This is a genomic window from Lysobacter sp. CCNWLW3, assembly GCF_036697405.1.
Taxonomy (GTDB): Bacteria; Pseudomonadota; Gammaproteobacteria; order Xanthomonadales; family Xanthomonadaceae; genus Lysobacter.
In genome coordinates, this window is the sequence record NZ_JBAHWA010000001.1 from 232192 (window position 1) to 245621 (window position 13430).

Genomic DNA, 13430 nt, shown 5'->3' on the forward strand with positions numbered 1-13430 from the left:
GCGGTCCGCCCGGCGCCGCGGGATATCAGCCCTCGTCGCGCCAGCGGCGCAGACGGACCGCGGCGAAGATCATCGCCGCGCCGGCGGCCGCACCGATCCACAGCTGCAGGCTGCCCAGCACCGAGTACATGGTGCGCAGGTTGATGACTTCGTGGATCACCGAGGGGCCTTCGCCGTTGATCTCGCCGATATTGGCCGCGTCGATCCAGCCGCCGGGGAACACGCTGACCAGCGAGCGGGCCACGATGTTCTTCCAGAACCAGCCGCTTTCCAGGTTGAACAGCTGCATCAGGTCGAACCAGGAGACGAAGATGCCGGCGAACAGCGGGATCATGATCGCCCACAGGAAGGGCTTGCTACGGGCCCAGGAGGAGCACAGCATCAGCCAGCCCACGGTCGGCAGCGCCCACAGCGCATAGATCGGAATGCCGGCCAGCAGGTTCAGCGCGACGGTGAACGGGCTGCCCGGACCCCACAGCAGGGTGATCGGGTTGCCGCCGTGGAACATCACCACCACGCTCAGGATCAGCAGGAAGCCGATCATGGTCAGCAGCGAGGCGGCGACCGCCAGGGCCGGCGCGGTCAGGGTCGCGCTGGCGACTTTGGACAAGACGGTCTGTCCGTCCGACACCGGCAGCGATTTCCAGAACAGCACGCTGCGGTCCTTGCGCTCGTCGTAGAGGCTGCCCAGGCAGTAGAAGAACACCACGAAGGCCAGCACCATCAGCGGCCAGCTGCCGGCCATGAACAACAGGCCGTCGACCGCGCCGCCGAGCTCGCGCACATCCTCGGAGTTGAGCTTCTCGGTGAGCTTGGACAGGTCCAGGCCGTTGAGCCGGAAGTTGCCGTCGTCGGTGCTGATCATGGCGTGGCTATTGGAATCCATGACCCGGCGCGCGGCCAGTTCGCCGACGCCGATGCCCATGATGCTGAGCAGCAGGAAGATGGCGCCGGCGACCATCGGCGCCCACAGGAAGCCGCCGCGGTGCTCCCAGAACTCGCGCCGCAGCAGCAGGCGGAAGGTGTGGGTGGGATGGACCGCGGCCACGGCGCGCGGGGCGGGGCGGTCGGCGTTGAGATCGATCGCGTTCATGCGTAGGTCCCCTTCATGGTGGCGACGAACAGGTCGGCCAGGCCCGGCGTGCGGGTTTCGCCCAATTCGGCCAGGCGGTCGTGCGGCGCGCCGTCGAACAGCATCACGGTCTTGCCGAACGGCAGCGAGCGTTCGTCCAGCGGCGTCAGGCCGCGCGCTTGTTCGAGCTTGTCGGCGTTGACCAGCACTTCGACGAAGCGGTCGCCGAGCACTTCCATGTCGCTGTTGAGCACGACCTTGCCGTCGCGGATGAACATCACGTCGGTGAGGATGTGTTCGATCTCCTCGACCTGGTGGGTGGTGACGATGATGGTCTTGTCCTCGTCGAAGTAGTCCTCCAGCAGGCGCTGGTAGAACTGCTTGCGGTAGAGGATGTCCAGGCCCAGGGTGGGCTCGTCCAGCACCAGCAGGCGGGCGTCGATCGCCATCACCAGGGCCAGGTGCAGTTGCACGATCATGCCCTTGGACAGTTCGCGCACGCGCAGGTTGGGCTTGAGCTGGGTGCCGGCGAGGAAGCGTTCGCACTTGGCGCGGTCGAAGCGCGGATGCACGCCGGCGACGAACTCGATCGCCTCCTTGACCCGGATCCAGCGCGGCAGCACCGCCACGTCGGCGATGAAGCACACGTCGCGCATCAGTTCGTCGCGCTGGGTGCGCGGGTCGCGGCCCAGTACCTTGAGCTCGCCTTCGAACGGGATCAGGCCGAGGATGGCCTTGAGCGCGGTGGTCTTGCCGGCGCCGTTGGGACCGATCAGACCGACGATGCGGCCGGCCGGGATCTCGAAGGCGGTGTTGTCGAGGGCGACCTTGTTCTTATAGGCCTTGCGCAGGCCGCGGGCGCTGACGACGTTGGCGAGGGAGTCGGCGTTCATTGCGCACCCGCCTTGCCGTTGCCCGCCGACAGCAGCTCTTCCGTGCTCAGGCCCAGCCGCAGGATGCGCTCCAGCACCAGCGGCCATTCCTCGCGCAGGAACCGCTCGCGTTCGTTCAGCAGCAGTTTCTTGGCAGCCTCTTCGGTGACGTACATGCCCAGTCCTCGGCGTTTTTCGACTAGCGCCTCGTCCGCCAATTCCTGATAGGCGCGCGAGACGGTGATGGGGTTGAGCTGATACTCGGCCGCGACCTGCCGCACGGAGGGCAGGGCGTCGCCGGGCTTGAGCACGCCGTCGAGCATCATGGCGACGACGCGTTCCTTCAGCTGGCGATAGATGGGAGCGCCGTCGCTCCATTGGATAGCGGTCATGGTTCAGCCCCGCGGTGCGAATGAGAAATAAGGCATGACTAAGGCCTGGCGATTGCGCCGCGCGGCCTTCCGGGCCTTGCGGTGCGGTACTGCGTCGTCGGCCGGCTCCGCGGCAGAAGCTTTGTCGAGTGCGTTGGCCAGAGCGACCGCGGTGGCGACCTCGGCCGTCAGGGCGGCGACATCGGCCGTCAGGGCGGCGACATCGGCCAGGCTTTCGACCTGTTGGGCGCGGGCATCGATGCGCAGGGCCTGGGCCTCCGCGCGACGCACGATGGCGGCGGCGTCCAAGGGCAGGGGCGCGACGGCGGCCGCGACCCGGGCCTGGGCGGCGGGGGCTTCCGGCAGGGCCGGATTCGCCGCCACCAGGGCCAGTACCAGGGTGGCGCCGCTGACCAGGAGGGCGGAAATCGAGTTATGGAGCTTGCTGTTCATGCGAACGTCCTGCTCGTTGGTAGACCGGTGTTGTATGCAACTATAACACCAAAACACGTCCGGTCAAGTCCGGCGTACCCAACTGAAGTCATACTTGGCTCACCGGCCCTCCAGCCCCCGTTCCGAGCCCGCCATGACCGCCACCGCCTCCCGAATCCGCCGTACGGCCGCCGCCGCCGCCGTTTCCTTGCTCCTGGTCGCCGGCCTGGCCTCGGCCGCCGGCGGCCTGCTGGACCGCAGCTTCCGCCCGTTGGCGGGCAAGCAGGCCGTCAATCTGCGCAGCCAGTACGGCGGCGAGGTGCTGCTGGTGGTCAACACCGCGAGCAAATGCGGCTTCACCCCGCAATTCGAGGCCCTGGAAGGGCTGCATGCCAAGTACAAGGGCAAGGGTTTCGCTGTGCTCGGCTTTCCCTCGGGCGATTTCAAGGCCCAGGAATTCGAGGACGAGAAGCAGATCCAGGAGTTCTGCACGCTCACCTACGGGGTCAAGTTCCCGATGTTCGAGAAGGTGCACGTGATCGGCGACCAGGCCACGCCGCTGTATCGGGACCTGGCGCGCAGCGCCGGCGAAGCGCCGAAGTGGAACTTCCACAAGTACCTGATCGGCCGCGACGGCAAGCTGATCGCCAGCTACGGCAGCAAGATCAAGCCCGACGATCCGACCGTGGTGGCCGCGATCGAGGCTGCCCTGAAGGCGCCGCGCCCCAACAAGGCCGGTTGAGCGCGCACGTTCGCGACGCCGCGTGGCGACCGCGCCGGCGCCAATAACGTGAATTCCGCCGCGATTGCCGATAGGCGCGCAGCCCGCGACAATGGCAGGCTTGCGCCCGCATCCGCAGCGTCAATCATTCCCAATACCAAGGAGTAGGGACCCGATGAAGGCTTTCGTGCGCGGCGCCGCCGCGCTGATCACCACCGCCGTCGCGCTGAGCAGCGCGGCCGCCATTGCCCAGGACAAGACCGTGCTGACCACCGAACGCGAAAAGATCAGCTATGCGATCGGCCTGGACGTAGGCAAGTCGATCAAGCCCGTGGGTCCGGACCTGGACATCGCCGCGTTCGAAAAGGCGGTGCGCAACAGCTTCGACGGCGGCAAGCCGCTGATCAGCGAAGACGACGCCCGCGCCACCGATCAGGCCCTGCGCGCGCGCGTGGCCGCGCGCGACGGCAAGTCGGCGCCGGGCACCGCCCCGGGCACGCCGCCGCCGGCGCCGCCGGCCGTGGCCAAGGACAAGGTCAGCCAACTGGTCGGCGGCTACATGGTCGGCCCCTCGCTGGCGCCGATCAAAGCCGAGATCGAAGTGCCGCTGCTGATGCAGGCCGTGCGCACCGTGCTGGCCGACGGCAAGCCGCTGCTGAGCGAGGCCGAGGAAAAGACCGTGCTGACCGCCTTCAGCGATCGCATGCGCAAGAAGATCGAGGCCGAAGCGGCCGCCGCGGGCGACAAGAACCGCGTCGCCGGCGCCGAGTTCCTGGCCAAGAACAAGGCGGTCAAGGGCGTGTTCACTACCCCGTCGGGCCTGCAGTACATGGTGCTGCGCGCCGGTTCGGGCGCGCGTCCCAAGCCGGGCGACCGCGTGCGCGTGAACTACAAGGGCTCGCTGCTGGACGGCACCGTGTTCGACAGCTCCTACGACCGCGGCCAGCCGGCCGACTTCGGTTTGAACCAAGTCATCCAGGGCTGGTCCGAAGGCGTGGCGATGATGAACGTGGGCGCGAAGTTCCGCTTCTGGATCCCGGCCGAACTGGCCTACGGCCCCAAGGGCGCGCCGCCCAGCATCGGTCCGAACGCCACTTTGACCTTCGACGTCGAACTGGTCGAGATCCTTTGATGCCAGGGTGTCCGGCGTCACGGCGTCGGGCACGCGCGGCATGCGATAAGCGATACGTTCAGCTGGCCGCTGGCACTTTGGCGGCTCCCCCGATGCAAGACGGCATGACCGAGCAGGCATGCCCACCCACCAGGAGTTCCGTTTGATGAAGCCCTTCCTGCGCCACACCGCCCTCGCGCTCGCCGTGGGTTCGTTGGTCCTGTTCGCCGCCGGCTGCGACAAGAAGCCTGGCGAAAAGGCCGATGCGGCCAAATCCGAAACCGCTAAGGACGAAGGCAAGGGCGACGTCAAGAACATCCCCGGCCTGGCCACCGAGAAGGAGCAGGTCAGCTACATGATCGGCCTGGACATCGCCAAGTCGCTGGAGATGGCCAAGGACGAGATCGACCTGGACACCATCAACAAGGCCATGAAGACCGTGCTGGCCGGCGAGAAGCCGCTGATGGACGAAAAGCAGGCCGCGGAAGTGCGCGACAGCTTCGCCCAGAAGATCCAGGCCAAGCAGATCGCCAAGATGATGGCCGAGGCCAAGAAGAACCTCACCGACGGCGAGGCCTTCCTGGCCGCCAACGGCAAGAAGCCGGGCGTGGTCACCACCGCCTCGGGCCTGCAGTACCAGGTGCTGACCGAAGGCAAGGGCGCCAAGCCCAAGCCCACCGACATGGTGCGCGTGCACTACAAGGGCACCTTGCTGGACGGCAAGCAGTTCGACAGCTCCTACGAGCGCAACCAGCCGGTCGAGTTCCCGCTGCAGCAGGTGGTGCCGGGCTGGCAGGAAGGCATCGCGCTGATGCCGGTGGGCAGCAAGTACAAGCTGTGGATTCCGAGCAAGCTCGGCTACGGCGAGAAGGGCACCCCGGGCGGTCCGATTCCGCCCAATTCGGTGCTGGTGTTCGAGGTCGAGCTGCTCGACGTGCTCGGCGGCGGCCCCAAGCCCGGCGGCAAGTAAGCAACCGCGCCTCGTGCGCACGCGCGTCCGGCGGCGGAGTTCGCCGGGCGCGAACGCAACAGAACCAGAGAGCCCGACATGCGCGTTACGATTTTCGGCACCGGTTACGTGGGCTTGGTCACCGGTACCTGCCTGGCCGACGTCGGCCACGACGTGGTCTGCGTCGACATCGACACGGCCAAGGTCGACGGCCTGAACCGGGGCGTGATTCCGATCTACGAGCCCGGCCTGGAGCCGATGGTCAAGGCCAATCACGCCGCCGGCCGTCTGCACTTCACCACCGACGCCGCCGCCGCGATCGCGCACGCCGACATGATCTTCATCGCGGTCGGCACGCCGCCCGACGAGGACGGCAGCGCCGACCTGCAGTATGTGCTGGCCGTGGCCCGCACCATCGGCTGCCACATCGAGCGCGCGGTGGTGGTGGTCAACAAATCGACCGTGCCGGTGGGCACCGCCGACAAGGTCCGGGCCGCGATCGCCGCCGAGCTGGCCCAGCGCGGGGTCGAGGTCGGTTTCGACGTCGCCTCCAACCCGGAATTCCTGAAGGAGGGCGATGCGGTCAACGACTGCATGCGTCCGGACCGCATCGTGGTCGGTGCTTCCAATCCGGTCGCGGTCGAGAAACTCAAGCGCCTGTACGCGCCGTTCAACCGCAATCACGAGCGCATCGTGGTGATGGACGTGCGTTCGGCCGAGCTGACCAAGTACGCCGCCAACGCGATGCTGGCGACCAAGATCAGCTTCATGAACGAGATCGCCAACATCGCCGAGAAGGTCGGCGCCGATATCGAAATGGTCCGCCAGGGCATCGGTTCGGATCCGCGCATCGGCTGGCACTTCATCTATCCGGGCGCCGGCTACGGCGGCTCCTGCTTCCCCAAGGACGTGCAGGCGCTGGCGCGTACCGCCCAGCACAGCGGCTATCGCGCGCGCCTGCTGGATGCGGTGGAGGCGGTCAACGACAGCCAGAAGGGCCACCTGTTCGAACTGATCCAGCGCCACTACGGCGGCGATATCCGGGGCAAGACCTTCGCGGTCTGGGGCCTGGCCTTCAAGCCCAATACCGACGACATGCGCGAGGCCTCCAGCCGGCGCCTGCTGAGCCAGTTGTGGGAGGCCGGCGCCAAGGTGCGGGCCTACGACCCGGAAGCCAGCGAAGAAGCCCAGCGCATCTTCGGCGAGCGCGACGACCTGGTGCTGTGCGATTCCTCGCGCGCGGCCCTGGCCGACGCCGACGCCCTGGTCGTGGTCACCGAGTGGAAACAGTTCCGCAGCCCCGATTTCGCGCGCGTGCGCAACGCGCTCGCCGATGCGGTGATCTTCGACGGCCGCAATCTCTATCACCCCGATGAAGTCGAGTCGGCGGGCCTGGCCTATTACGGCATCGGCCGCGGCCGCTCGATCCTGCTGGAAACGCCGTGAGCGCCGACCTCGCCAACGCCGAGGCCGAACGGCGCCTGATCGACCTGGAAACGCGGCTCGCGTTCCAGGAGCACGCGCTGCTCGAGCTCAGCGACGCGCTCGCCGCCGCGCGCGACGAAGAAGCGCGCACCACGCTGCTGCTGCACCGCGCTTTGGAAGAACTGCGCCAACTGCGCATGGCCCTGTCCAGCGGCGGTCCGGTCGGCAACGACGCCGCCAGCGAACCGCCGCCGCCGCACTACTGAACGGGGCGGCGCGTTCACCGCGATCGCCCGCGCTCGTTGAATCCCTTATCCACGCACGTCCCAGCCGAAGATCCAAGCCGATGAGCGACACACTGCGCGACCAATTGTTAGGCCTGGGCTTCAAGCCGGCGCCCAAGCCCGAGCGGCCCGAGCGGCCCGAGCGCGGCAACGATCCCAAGCGCGGCGGCAGCGGTCGTCGCGACGGCAAGCCCGCGCAGGGCGCGCGCAGCGACGCGCGCGCCCTGGGCGGCAAGCCCGCCCAGCCGGGCCCGCACCGCCACGAACAGCGCCGCGGCCCGGGCGGCAAGTCGGCCGGCAAGCCCGGCGCCAGACCCGCGCAGGCGGGCCAGCCGGGGCAGGGCAAGCCGCGCTCGCGCGAGGACATCGACCTGGCCAAGGCCTACGCCATCCGCGCCCAGCGCGAGAAGGACGAACGCATCGCCGCCGAGCAGGCCAAGCAGGAAGAGGCGCGCCTGCGCCGCGAGGCGCGCGCGCGCCTGAGCGAGCTGGTCAAGGGCCAGGCGCTGAACGTGCCGGACGCCGAGATCGCGCGCCACTTCCCCTACGGCGGCAAGATCAAGCGCATCTACGTCACCCCCGACCAGCTCAAGGCGCTCAACGCCGGCGAACTGGGCGTGCTGCAGATGGACGGCCGCTACGTGCTGGTGAGCGCGCAGATGCTGGCCCAGGCCGAGGAAGTGTTCGCGCCCGCGGTCGCGCTCAAGGTCGACCCGAACGCGCCCGCGCAGGACGATCCCTATGCCGATCCGCAGTACCAGGTGCCCGACGATCTGGTCTGGTAAGGTCGCGCTGCCCCGGTCCGCCCGTTCCGATCAACCCGCGCCGCGCGACGGCGCACGCGGCTCGTCCGCGAATGGATTCCGATGCGCGTAGACGAGCGTCAGTCAGACTATCTGCCGTATATCGACGGCCTGCGCGCCGTCGCCGTGCTCGCGGTGGTCGCCTACCACCTCAACGCGGTCTGGCTGCCGGGCGGCTTCACCGGCGTCGACATCTTCTTCGTCATTTCCGGTTTCGTGGTCAGCGCTTCGGTCGCGCGTTTCCCGCGCGCCGGCTTCTTCGAATCGCTGCTGCGTTTCTACGCGCGCCGCCTGCGCCGGATCGCGCCGGCGCTGATCGTCTGCCTGCTCGCCACCGTGGCGGTCAGCGCGCTGTTCATCCCCGAGGCCTGGCTCAGCGAGACCAGCCGCAACACCGGGCGCATGGCCTTCTTCGGGCTCAGCAATTTCGTCCTGGCCGCGACCGGCAACGACTATTTCTCGCCCAAGGTCGAGTTCAATCCCTACACGCACACCTGGTCGCTGGGCGTGGAGGAACAGTTCTATGTGGTGTTCCCGCTGCTGTTCCTGGCCTGGAGCTACGGCGCGCGCAAACGCTGGATCTCGCTGGCGCTGTTCGCCGTCGGCGCGGTCGTCTCGCTGTGGTACGCGCGCGGATTGAGCCAGGCCGGCGACCGCGCGGTCGAGGCCTTCTATCTGAGCACCAGCCGCTTCTGGCAGCTCGGCGCGGGCGTGCTGCTGTACCAGGCGCTGAGCCTGGCCGGGGTATCGGCGCGCACGGGCGAGGGCGGTGCGCGCGCCTGGATCTGGTTGCGCTCGGCCGGACTGGCGCTGGCGGCGCTGCTGATCGCGGCCGGCTTCGTGCATGCGCGGCCCGGGCACTCGCCCTGGCCCGACGGCCTGTGGCCGGTGCTGGGCACGCTGTTGCTGCTGGGCCTGCTGTACGCGGGCGGCGCGGGCGGCTGGCTCGGGCGTTTGCTGTCGACCGCGCCGGCGGTCGGGGTGGGGCGCATTTCGTATTCGCTGTACCTGTGGCATTGGCCGGTGTTCGTGCTGTTCCGCTGGACCCTGGGCCTGGAATCGGCCGGCACGCGCGCGCTCGCGCTGGGGTTGGCGTTCGCGCTTGCGGTGGCCTCCTATCGCCTGGTCGAGCGCCCGCTGCGCCATGCCGCGCCGCTGGTGCGCATGCGCAACTGGGGCTTCGTGACCGCATCGGTGCTGGTGGTGTTCGCCTCCAGCGCGATCTACCGGCACGTCGCGCGCCATGCGCAGGACTACTCGCTGAGCGTGGTCAGCCGCAACGCCGACGACTGGTATCCCTACGGGCCGCAGACCGATCCGGCTTATCCGGGCTGCAAGCTGGGCTCGCGCACCGAACAGATCCAGGGCGGCGCGGCGTGGGTCTACGAACGCAGCGGCTGCACGCCGGCGCCGACGGACGCGCGCCGCGTGTTCGTGGCCGGCGATTCGCATGCCGGCGGCTACTCGGAACTGCTGCAGCGCTCGGTGCTGGCCAGCGGACGCTCGGTGACGCTGTACTTCGCCGGCGGCTGCGGCGTGGCCGGCCTGGTCGACCGCCGCGAGTTCGACAACCCGCAGTGCCGCGGCTACGTGGACGCGGTCGTGGCCGATGTGACGCGCAAGGCGCGCAGCGGCGACGTGCTGTTCCTGCCGGCGCTGCGCCTGCCGCGCCTGTCCGAGCAGTGGATGCTGTTCGACGAGCGCGCCGCGGTGGGCACGGCCTTCGGCGCCGATGCCGAGGCCTCGCGGCGGCAGGGCGTGACGGCCGCGATCGAGCGCCTGCGCCCGCTCGCCCAGCGCGGCGTGCGCATCGTATTCGAAGCGCCCAAGCCCCTGTTGCGCGCGCCGCCTTACCGCTGCTCGGACTGGTTCAACCGCGACAACCCGATCTGCGCGCGCGGGCTGAGCGTGGAGCGCGACTTCCTGCAGCGCTATCGCGCCCCCAGCCTGGCCGCGCTGCAGCAGATCGCCGCGCAGTTGCCGGGCGCCAGCGTCTGGGATCCGTTTCCGGTGCTATGCCCGGGTCCGGCCTGCGCCGCGCAGCGCGAGGGCCGCCCGCTGTATTTCGACGGCGACCATCTCAGCGGCTACGGCAACCGGGTACTGCTGCCGAGTTTCGCCGCGCATCTGGACGGGTTGAGGGCCGGCGCGGCCGCGCCGGCGGTGGCCGCGGACGGGCATTGAGGTCGGGGGCCTCGCGCCCCGGCTCAAGCGGCCCGCATCGCCCGTGCCGCGTCCGGATCGGTCCGCGCCGGACGCATGCGCGCGATCATCGCCGCGATCGCCTGCGCGGTTTCCAGCGGCCGCTCCATCGGAAACAGATGGCTGCCTTCGATCCAGGCCCAGCGTTCGCCGACCAGGCGGCGGGTGGCGGCACTGCCGGCATGGCGCAGCTCGCGCGAGCGCGTGCCGGCCAGGAAGGCCACCGGCACGCGTAATCGCGTCGCCAGATCGCTGAGCGCAGTGGTGGGCAGGCTGCGATAGATCGCGTACTCGGTCTCGCGCACGAACGCGAGCTCGCGCGTGCCGTCGTCGGCCACGCGGGTGCCGTGCTCGACGTAATCCTCCAGTACGCGCGGATGCCAGCGCGCGAACGCGGGCTTGGCCTGGAAATGCGCGCGCACCGCGTCGCGGTCGGGCCAGTGCTTGCGCCGTTGCAGGGTCGCGCGTATCGGCATCAGCAGGTTGTCCAGGCCGGTGCGGCGACCGATCGAGACCAACTGCGCGCGCCAGCCCGCGATCAGCGGCGAGTCCAGCATCACCACGCCGGCCACGCGCGCGCGCAGCGCGCTGTCGGCCAGGCGATGCGCGGCGAGCAGGCTCAGGTAACCGCCCAGGGAATGCCCGACCAGCCATATCCGCGGCGCGTCGCCGGCCGCGGCCCGCACGCGCGCGACCAGTTCGTCGACCAGGTGCGGCCAATCCGGCGTCACCGGATAGCGCGGATCGTGGCCGATGCGCTCCGGCCGCACGACCCGGTAATCGGCCGCGAGCGTGTCCAGCATCAGTGCGTAGACCGGCGCCGGAAAGCCGTTGGCGTGCGAGAACAGCAGCAGATCGTGCATGAGCGGTCGCGAAGATGGGCGAGTGCGCCCGGGTTCGGGATAACCATACCATTGCGTACGGTGAGGCGGTAGCGGTCGCGGCCGACGCCGCGGGGCGCGAGCCGCGCCCGGATCGACGCAGGCGGCTCACGTGTCGGCGCAAGTCGCTGGCGGTGAGAACGCGCTTGCCTAGGATGGTCCCGGGCCGAGCTTCGGCCTTGCCTGTTCGCACCACAAACCTATCGAGAGGGAACTCATGCGCTTCATTCCGTTTGCCGGCCTGACGCTGTCGGGCCTGATCTGCTGTACTTCCGCGCTGGCCTGCGACACCGTGCTGACGCCCGACGTGATCACCATCAGCGAGTCCGGCAGCTATTGCCTCAACGCCAATCGCGACCGCCCGATCCTGATCACCGCGTCCCAGGTCGAACTGGATTGCAAGGGGCGCACCGTTTCGCGCCGTCCCGATTCGACCAGCGAATACATCGGCATCCGCGCCGACCTGGGCGACGGCGTCACCATCCGCAACTGCCGCGTCGACGGTTACCGCAGCGGCATCACCATGACCGTGGAGCGCAGCGCGCAGCTGATCAACAACACCGTCTTGAACTCGACGGAGATCGCGATCGGCGTCGCCGGCAGCCGCGACCCGGGCCCGCCGGGCATCCGTCTGACCGGCAACCGCGTGATCGGTTACAAGCTCGGCGACGACGCGTACTCGGTGTGGACGCCGGCGTTCGACGTGTGGGACGCGCCCGGCGTGCAGCTGATCAACAACGTGGTCGTCGGCTATCGCGGCGCCCGCGGCGTATTGCTCAAGCGCTCGCCGGACGCGCAGCTGACCGGCAACCAGTTCCTGGACTTCATGGTCGAGGCCAGCGGCGTGATCGCGCTGGACGAGTCGCCGCGCGCGCGCCTGGTCCACAACACCGTGGCCATGGACCGGGTCCGCGCGCGCGAGGCCTTCTACGCCAATACCGCCGACCATACCTGCGTGGAGAACATCGCCATCAACACCCAGGGCTGGGGCAGCGGCTGCGCGGTCTCGCGCCACAACATCGAGCAGCCTTGGATGGGCGAGAACTGAGCGAGGGAACCGCGACCGGCCGCGGCGCGCGCGAGCGTCGCGGCCGCTCGTTTCGGGAGGTGGTGCTCGCGGTGGAGCAGGCGGCTGCGGTTGCGGCCAGATTCGTCGCCGCCGTCGGTCAAGACGAGCAGCTACTGGGTGCGACGCCGATGCCGCCGACCTCGTCAGCGCAGCCGCCATCGCCATCGCGATTTCCGGTTGCCGATACCAGCGCCAACACACGCCACCATTGCTTTTGCGACAAAAGTCACGTCGCCGCAGGCACAGCGCCATTATTGCGCGCATGATCCAACTCGCTCAGCACGCATACCCATCGCACGAGTCGGCGCAGCCGGCGCCCGTTCTGGCGCAAATCGCCGCTTATGCGAGAAGGTGCGCGCGGGATTGGGCCTAGGCTGGGACACGGACATCGCCTGCGCTGGCCATGTGCGGCCGTGCTTGCGGCGAAGACGGGGATCCAGCGACTGCGAAGTCGTGCCTGGCGAGGCCCTGGATCCCCGCCTTCGCCGGAATCACGGCAGCGGCGCCTTCAGCCGAAGGCTTCGTGGCTCAGTTCGCGGATCGTGGACACGCCCAGGTCGCGCAGGATGCGGTGGGTGCGGTGCGGCAGCGGCGACTCGTCGATGTCGTGCGGGGCGATGTTCTTGCCCGGCACGCCGGGCAGGAACTCGATCCCGGCCGCGGCATAGCAATGCTGGACCAGCGCCGAGCAGTACAGGGCGCCTTCCTTGGCCAGCAGGTTGCTGCGCCGGCGCAGGCGCCGGCTGTGCATGGCCATCAGGGTGCCGACCAGTTCGCTGATCGAATAGCTGGACAGGCCCGACAGCAGGTCCAGGCCGGCGATCTGGATCTTGCGGATCTGCTCCTCGTCCAGGCCGAAGTCGAGGATGGCGATGTTGGGAAAGGCCTCGGCGTCGTAGTAGCGCTCGACCCGGTTCTCCTGCACGCCCAGGCGGATCTGGCGGTAGCGCAGGTCCAGGTCGGACTCGATCACCCACCACTGGCCGTCGATGCGGCGCTCGCTGAAGACGAAGGCATGCGACCACAGGCTGCGGTGGCCGTCGTGGGTCAGCGGCGCCTGGGCCTTGCGGATCAGCTTGTTGATGAAGTCGCGGCCGCCGCACAGGCCGATCCGGCCCGGGCCGGCGTACTTTTCGATGAAGGCCGCGTTGCCGAGGTTCTCGTCCTGGTCCTCGGCGTCGTGGTCGGGCGGCAGCGGGTCGCTCATCGGTCGGGCTCGGCTGGGGCGGCGGGCGGGG

At 69.0% G+C, this 13430-nt stretch carries 14 protein-coding genes; 8 read left to right on the forward strand and 6 right to left on the reverse strand.

Going from position 1 to position 13430, the window contains the following annotated elements; genetic code table 11:
- Positions 1 to 25 precede the first annotated feature (25 nt).
- From V1318_RS01070 to V1318_RS01085, 4 genes are read right to left on the reverse strand one after another with little or no spacing between them, the layout of a single operon-like run.
- On the reverse strand, positions 26 to 1093 hold the full coding sequence (locus V1318_RS01070; protein WP_332936952.1) for a hypothetical protein: 1068 nt from the start codon (positions 1091 to 1093) through the stop codon (positions 26 to 28).
- Complete coding sequence (locus tag V1318_RS01075) at positions 1090 to 1965, reverse strand: ABC transporter ATP-binding protein (protein ID WP_332936954.1); 876 nt, start codon at positions 1963 to 1965, stop codon at positions 1090 to 1092. Before V1318_RS01075 ends, V1318_RS01070 begins: the two co-directional genes overlap by 4 nt.
- Positions 1962 to 2336 carry a GntR family transcriptional regulator gene (locus tag V1318_RS01080; RefSeq protein WP_332936956.1) on the reverse strand — a complete coding sequence of 125 codons (375 nt, stop codon included), beginning with the start codon at positions 2334 to 2336 and terminating at the stop codon, positions 1962 to 1964. The genes V1318_RS01075 and V1318_RS01080 overlap by 4 nt, the downstream gene beginning before the upstream one ends.
- A gap of 3 nt (positions 2337 to 2339) precedes the next feature.
- Entirely contained in the window at positions 2340 to 2768 is a 429-nt protein-coding gene (locus V1318_RS01085) for a hypothetical protein (protein WP_332936958.1), read from the reverse strand.
- A gap of 133 nt (positions 2769 to 2901) precedes the next feature.
- Here V1318_RS01085 and V1318_RS01090 point away from each other — a divergent pair, with 133 nt between their 5' ends.
- From V1318_RS01090 to V1318_RS01120, 7 genes are all read left to right on the forward strand, one after another.
- The gene (locus tag V1318_RS01090) at positions 2902 to 3489 is read left to right on the forward strand and encodes a glutathione peroxidase (protein ID WP_332936959.1); all 588 of its coding nucleotides are present in this window, start codon (positions 2902 to 2904) and stop codon (positions 3487 to 3489) included.
- A gap of 154 nt (positions 3490 to 3643) precedes the next feature.
- The gene (locus tag V1318_RS01095) at positions 3644 to 4600 is read left to right on the forward strand and encodes an FKBP-type peptidyl-prolyl cis-trans isomerase (RefSeq protein ID WP_332936960.1); all 957 of its coding nucleotides are present in this window, start codon (positions 3644 to 3646) and stop codon (positions 4598 to 4600) included.
- A gap of 118 nt (positions 4601 to 4718) precedes the next feature.
- The gene (locus V1318_RS01100) at positions 4719 to 5549 is read left to right on the forward strand and encodes an FKBP-type peptidyl-prolyl cis-trans isomerase (RefSeq protein ID WP_332936961.1); all 831 of its coding nucleotides are present in this window, start codon (positions 4719 to 4721) and stop codon (positions 5547 to 5549) included.
- 78 nt (positions 5550 to 5627) lie between these two features.
- Complete coding sequence (locus tag V1318_RS01105) at positions 5628 to 6974, forward strand: UDP-glucose/GDP-mannose dehydrogenase family protein (protein ID WP_332936963.1); 1347 nt, start codon at positions 5628 to 5630, stop codon at positions 6972 to 6974.
- Complete coding sequence (locus V1318_RS01110; protein WP_332936964.1) at positions 6971 to 7219, forward strand: SlyX family protein; 249 nt, start codon at positions 6971 to 6973, stop codon at positions 7217 to 7219. The genes V1318_RS01105 and V1318_RS01110 overlap by 4 nt, the downstream gene beginning before the upstream one ends.
- 80 nt (positions 7220 to 7299) lie before the next feature.
- Positions 7300 to 8022, forward strand: coding sequence for a DUF2058 family protein (locus V1318_RS01115; RefSeq protein WP_332936966.1), 723 nt, complete (start codon positions 7300 to 7302; stop codon positions 8020 to 8022).
- A gap of 81 nt (positions 8023 to 8103) precedes the next feature.
- Positions 8104 to 10224 (forward strand): acyltransferase family protein, encoded by a 2121-nt coding sequence (locus V1318_RS01120; protein WP_332936968.1) that lies wholly within the window; start codon positions 8104 to 8106, stop codon positions 10222 to 10224.
- Positions 10225 to 10247: 23 nt separating this feature from the next.
- Here V1318_RS01120 and V1318_RS01125 read toward each other — a convergent pair whose 3' ends face one another.
- On the reverse strand, positions 10248 to 11105 hold the full coding sequence (locus V1318_RS01125) for an alpha/beta hydrolase (protein ID WP_332936969.1): 858 nt from the start codon (positions 11103 to 11105) through the stop codon (positions 10248 to 10250).
- A 235-nt stretch (positions 11106 to 11340) separates the two neighbouring features.
- Here V1318_RS01125 and V1318_RS01130 point away from each other — a divergent pair, with 235 nt between their 5' ends.
- Entirely contained in the window at positions 11341 to 12171 is an 831-nt protein-coding gene (locus tag V1318_RS01130; protein ID WP_332936971.1) for a right-handed parallel beta-helix repeat-containing protein, read from the forward strand.
- 529 nt (positions 12172 to 12700) lie between these two features.
- Here the strand turns inward: V1318_RS01130 and V1318_RS01135 are convergent.
- Entirely contained in the window at positions 12701 to 13399 is a 699-nt protein-coding gene (locus V1318_RS01135; RefSeq protein ID WP_332936973.1) for a hypothetical protein, read from the reverse strand.
- Positions 13400 to 13430 lie beyond the last annotated feature (31 nt).

Coding starts and splice junctions, on each gene's coding strand:
- V1318_RS01070 (WP_332936952.1), bottom strand. CDS start 1,093: ATGAACGCGATCGATCTCAACGCCGACCGCCCCGCCCCGCGCGCCGTG.
- V1318_RS01075 (WP_332936954.1), bottom strand. CDS start 1,965: ATGAACGCCGACTCCCTCGCCAACGTCGTCAGCGCCCGCGGCCTGCGC.
- V1318_RS01080 (WP_332936956.1), bottom strand. CDS start 2,336: ATGACCGCTATCCAATGGAGCGACGGCGCTCCCATCTATCGCCAGCTG.
- V1318_RS01085 (WP_332936958.1), bottom strand. CDS start 2,768: ATGAACAGCAAGCTCCATAACTCGATTTCCGCCCTCCTGGTCAGCGGC.
- V1318_RS01090 (WP_332936959.1), top strand. CDS start 2,902: ATGACCGCCACCGCCTCCCGAATCCGCCGTACGGCCGCCGCCGCCGCC.
- V1318_RS01095 (WP_332936960.1), top strand. CDS start 3,644: ATGAAGGCTTTCGTGCGCGGCGCCGCCGCGCTGATCACCACCGCCGTC.
- V1318_RS01100 (WP_332936961.1), top strand. CDS start 4,719: ATGCCCACCCACCAGGAGTTCCGTTTGATGAAGCCCTTCCTGCGCCAC.
- V1318_RS01105 (WP_332936963.1), top strand. CDS start 5,628: ATGCGCGTTACGATTTTCGGCACCGGTTACGTGGGCTTGGTCACCGGT.
- V1318_RS01115 (WP_332936966.1), top strand. CDS start 7,300: ATGAGCGACACACTGCGCGACCAATTGTTAGGCCTGGGCTTCAAGCCG.
- V1318_RS01120 (WP_332936968.1), top strand. CDS start 8,104: ATGCGCGTAGACGAGCGTCAGTCAGACTATCTGCCGTATATCGACGGC.
- V1318_RS01125 (WP_332936969.1), bottom strand. CDS start 11,105: ATGCACGATCTGCTGCTGTTCTCGCACGCCAACGGCTTTCCGGCGCCG.
- V1318_RS01130 (WP_332936971.1), top strand. CDS start 11,341: ATGCGCTTCATTCCGTTTGCCGGCCTGACGCTGTCGGGCCTGATCTGC.
- V1318_RS01135 (WP_332936973.1), bottom strand. CDS start 13,399: ATGAGCGACCCGCTGCCGCCCGACCACGACGCCGAGGACCAGGACGAG.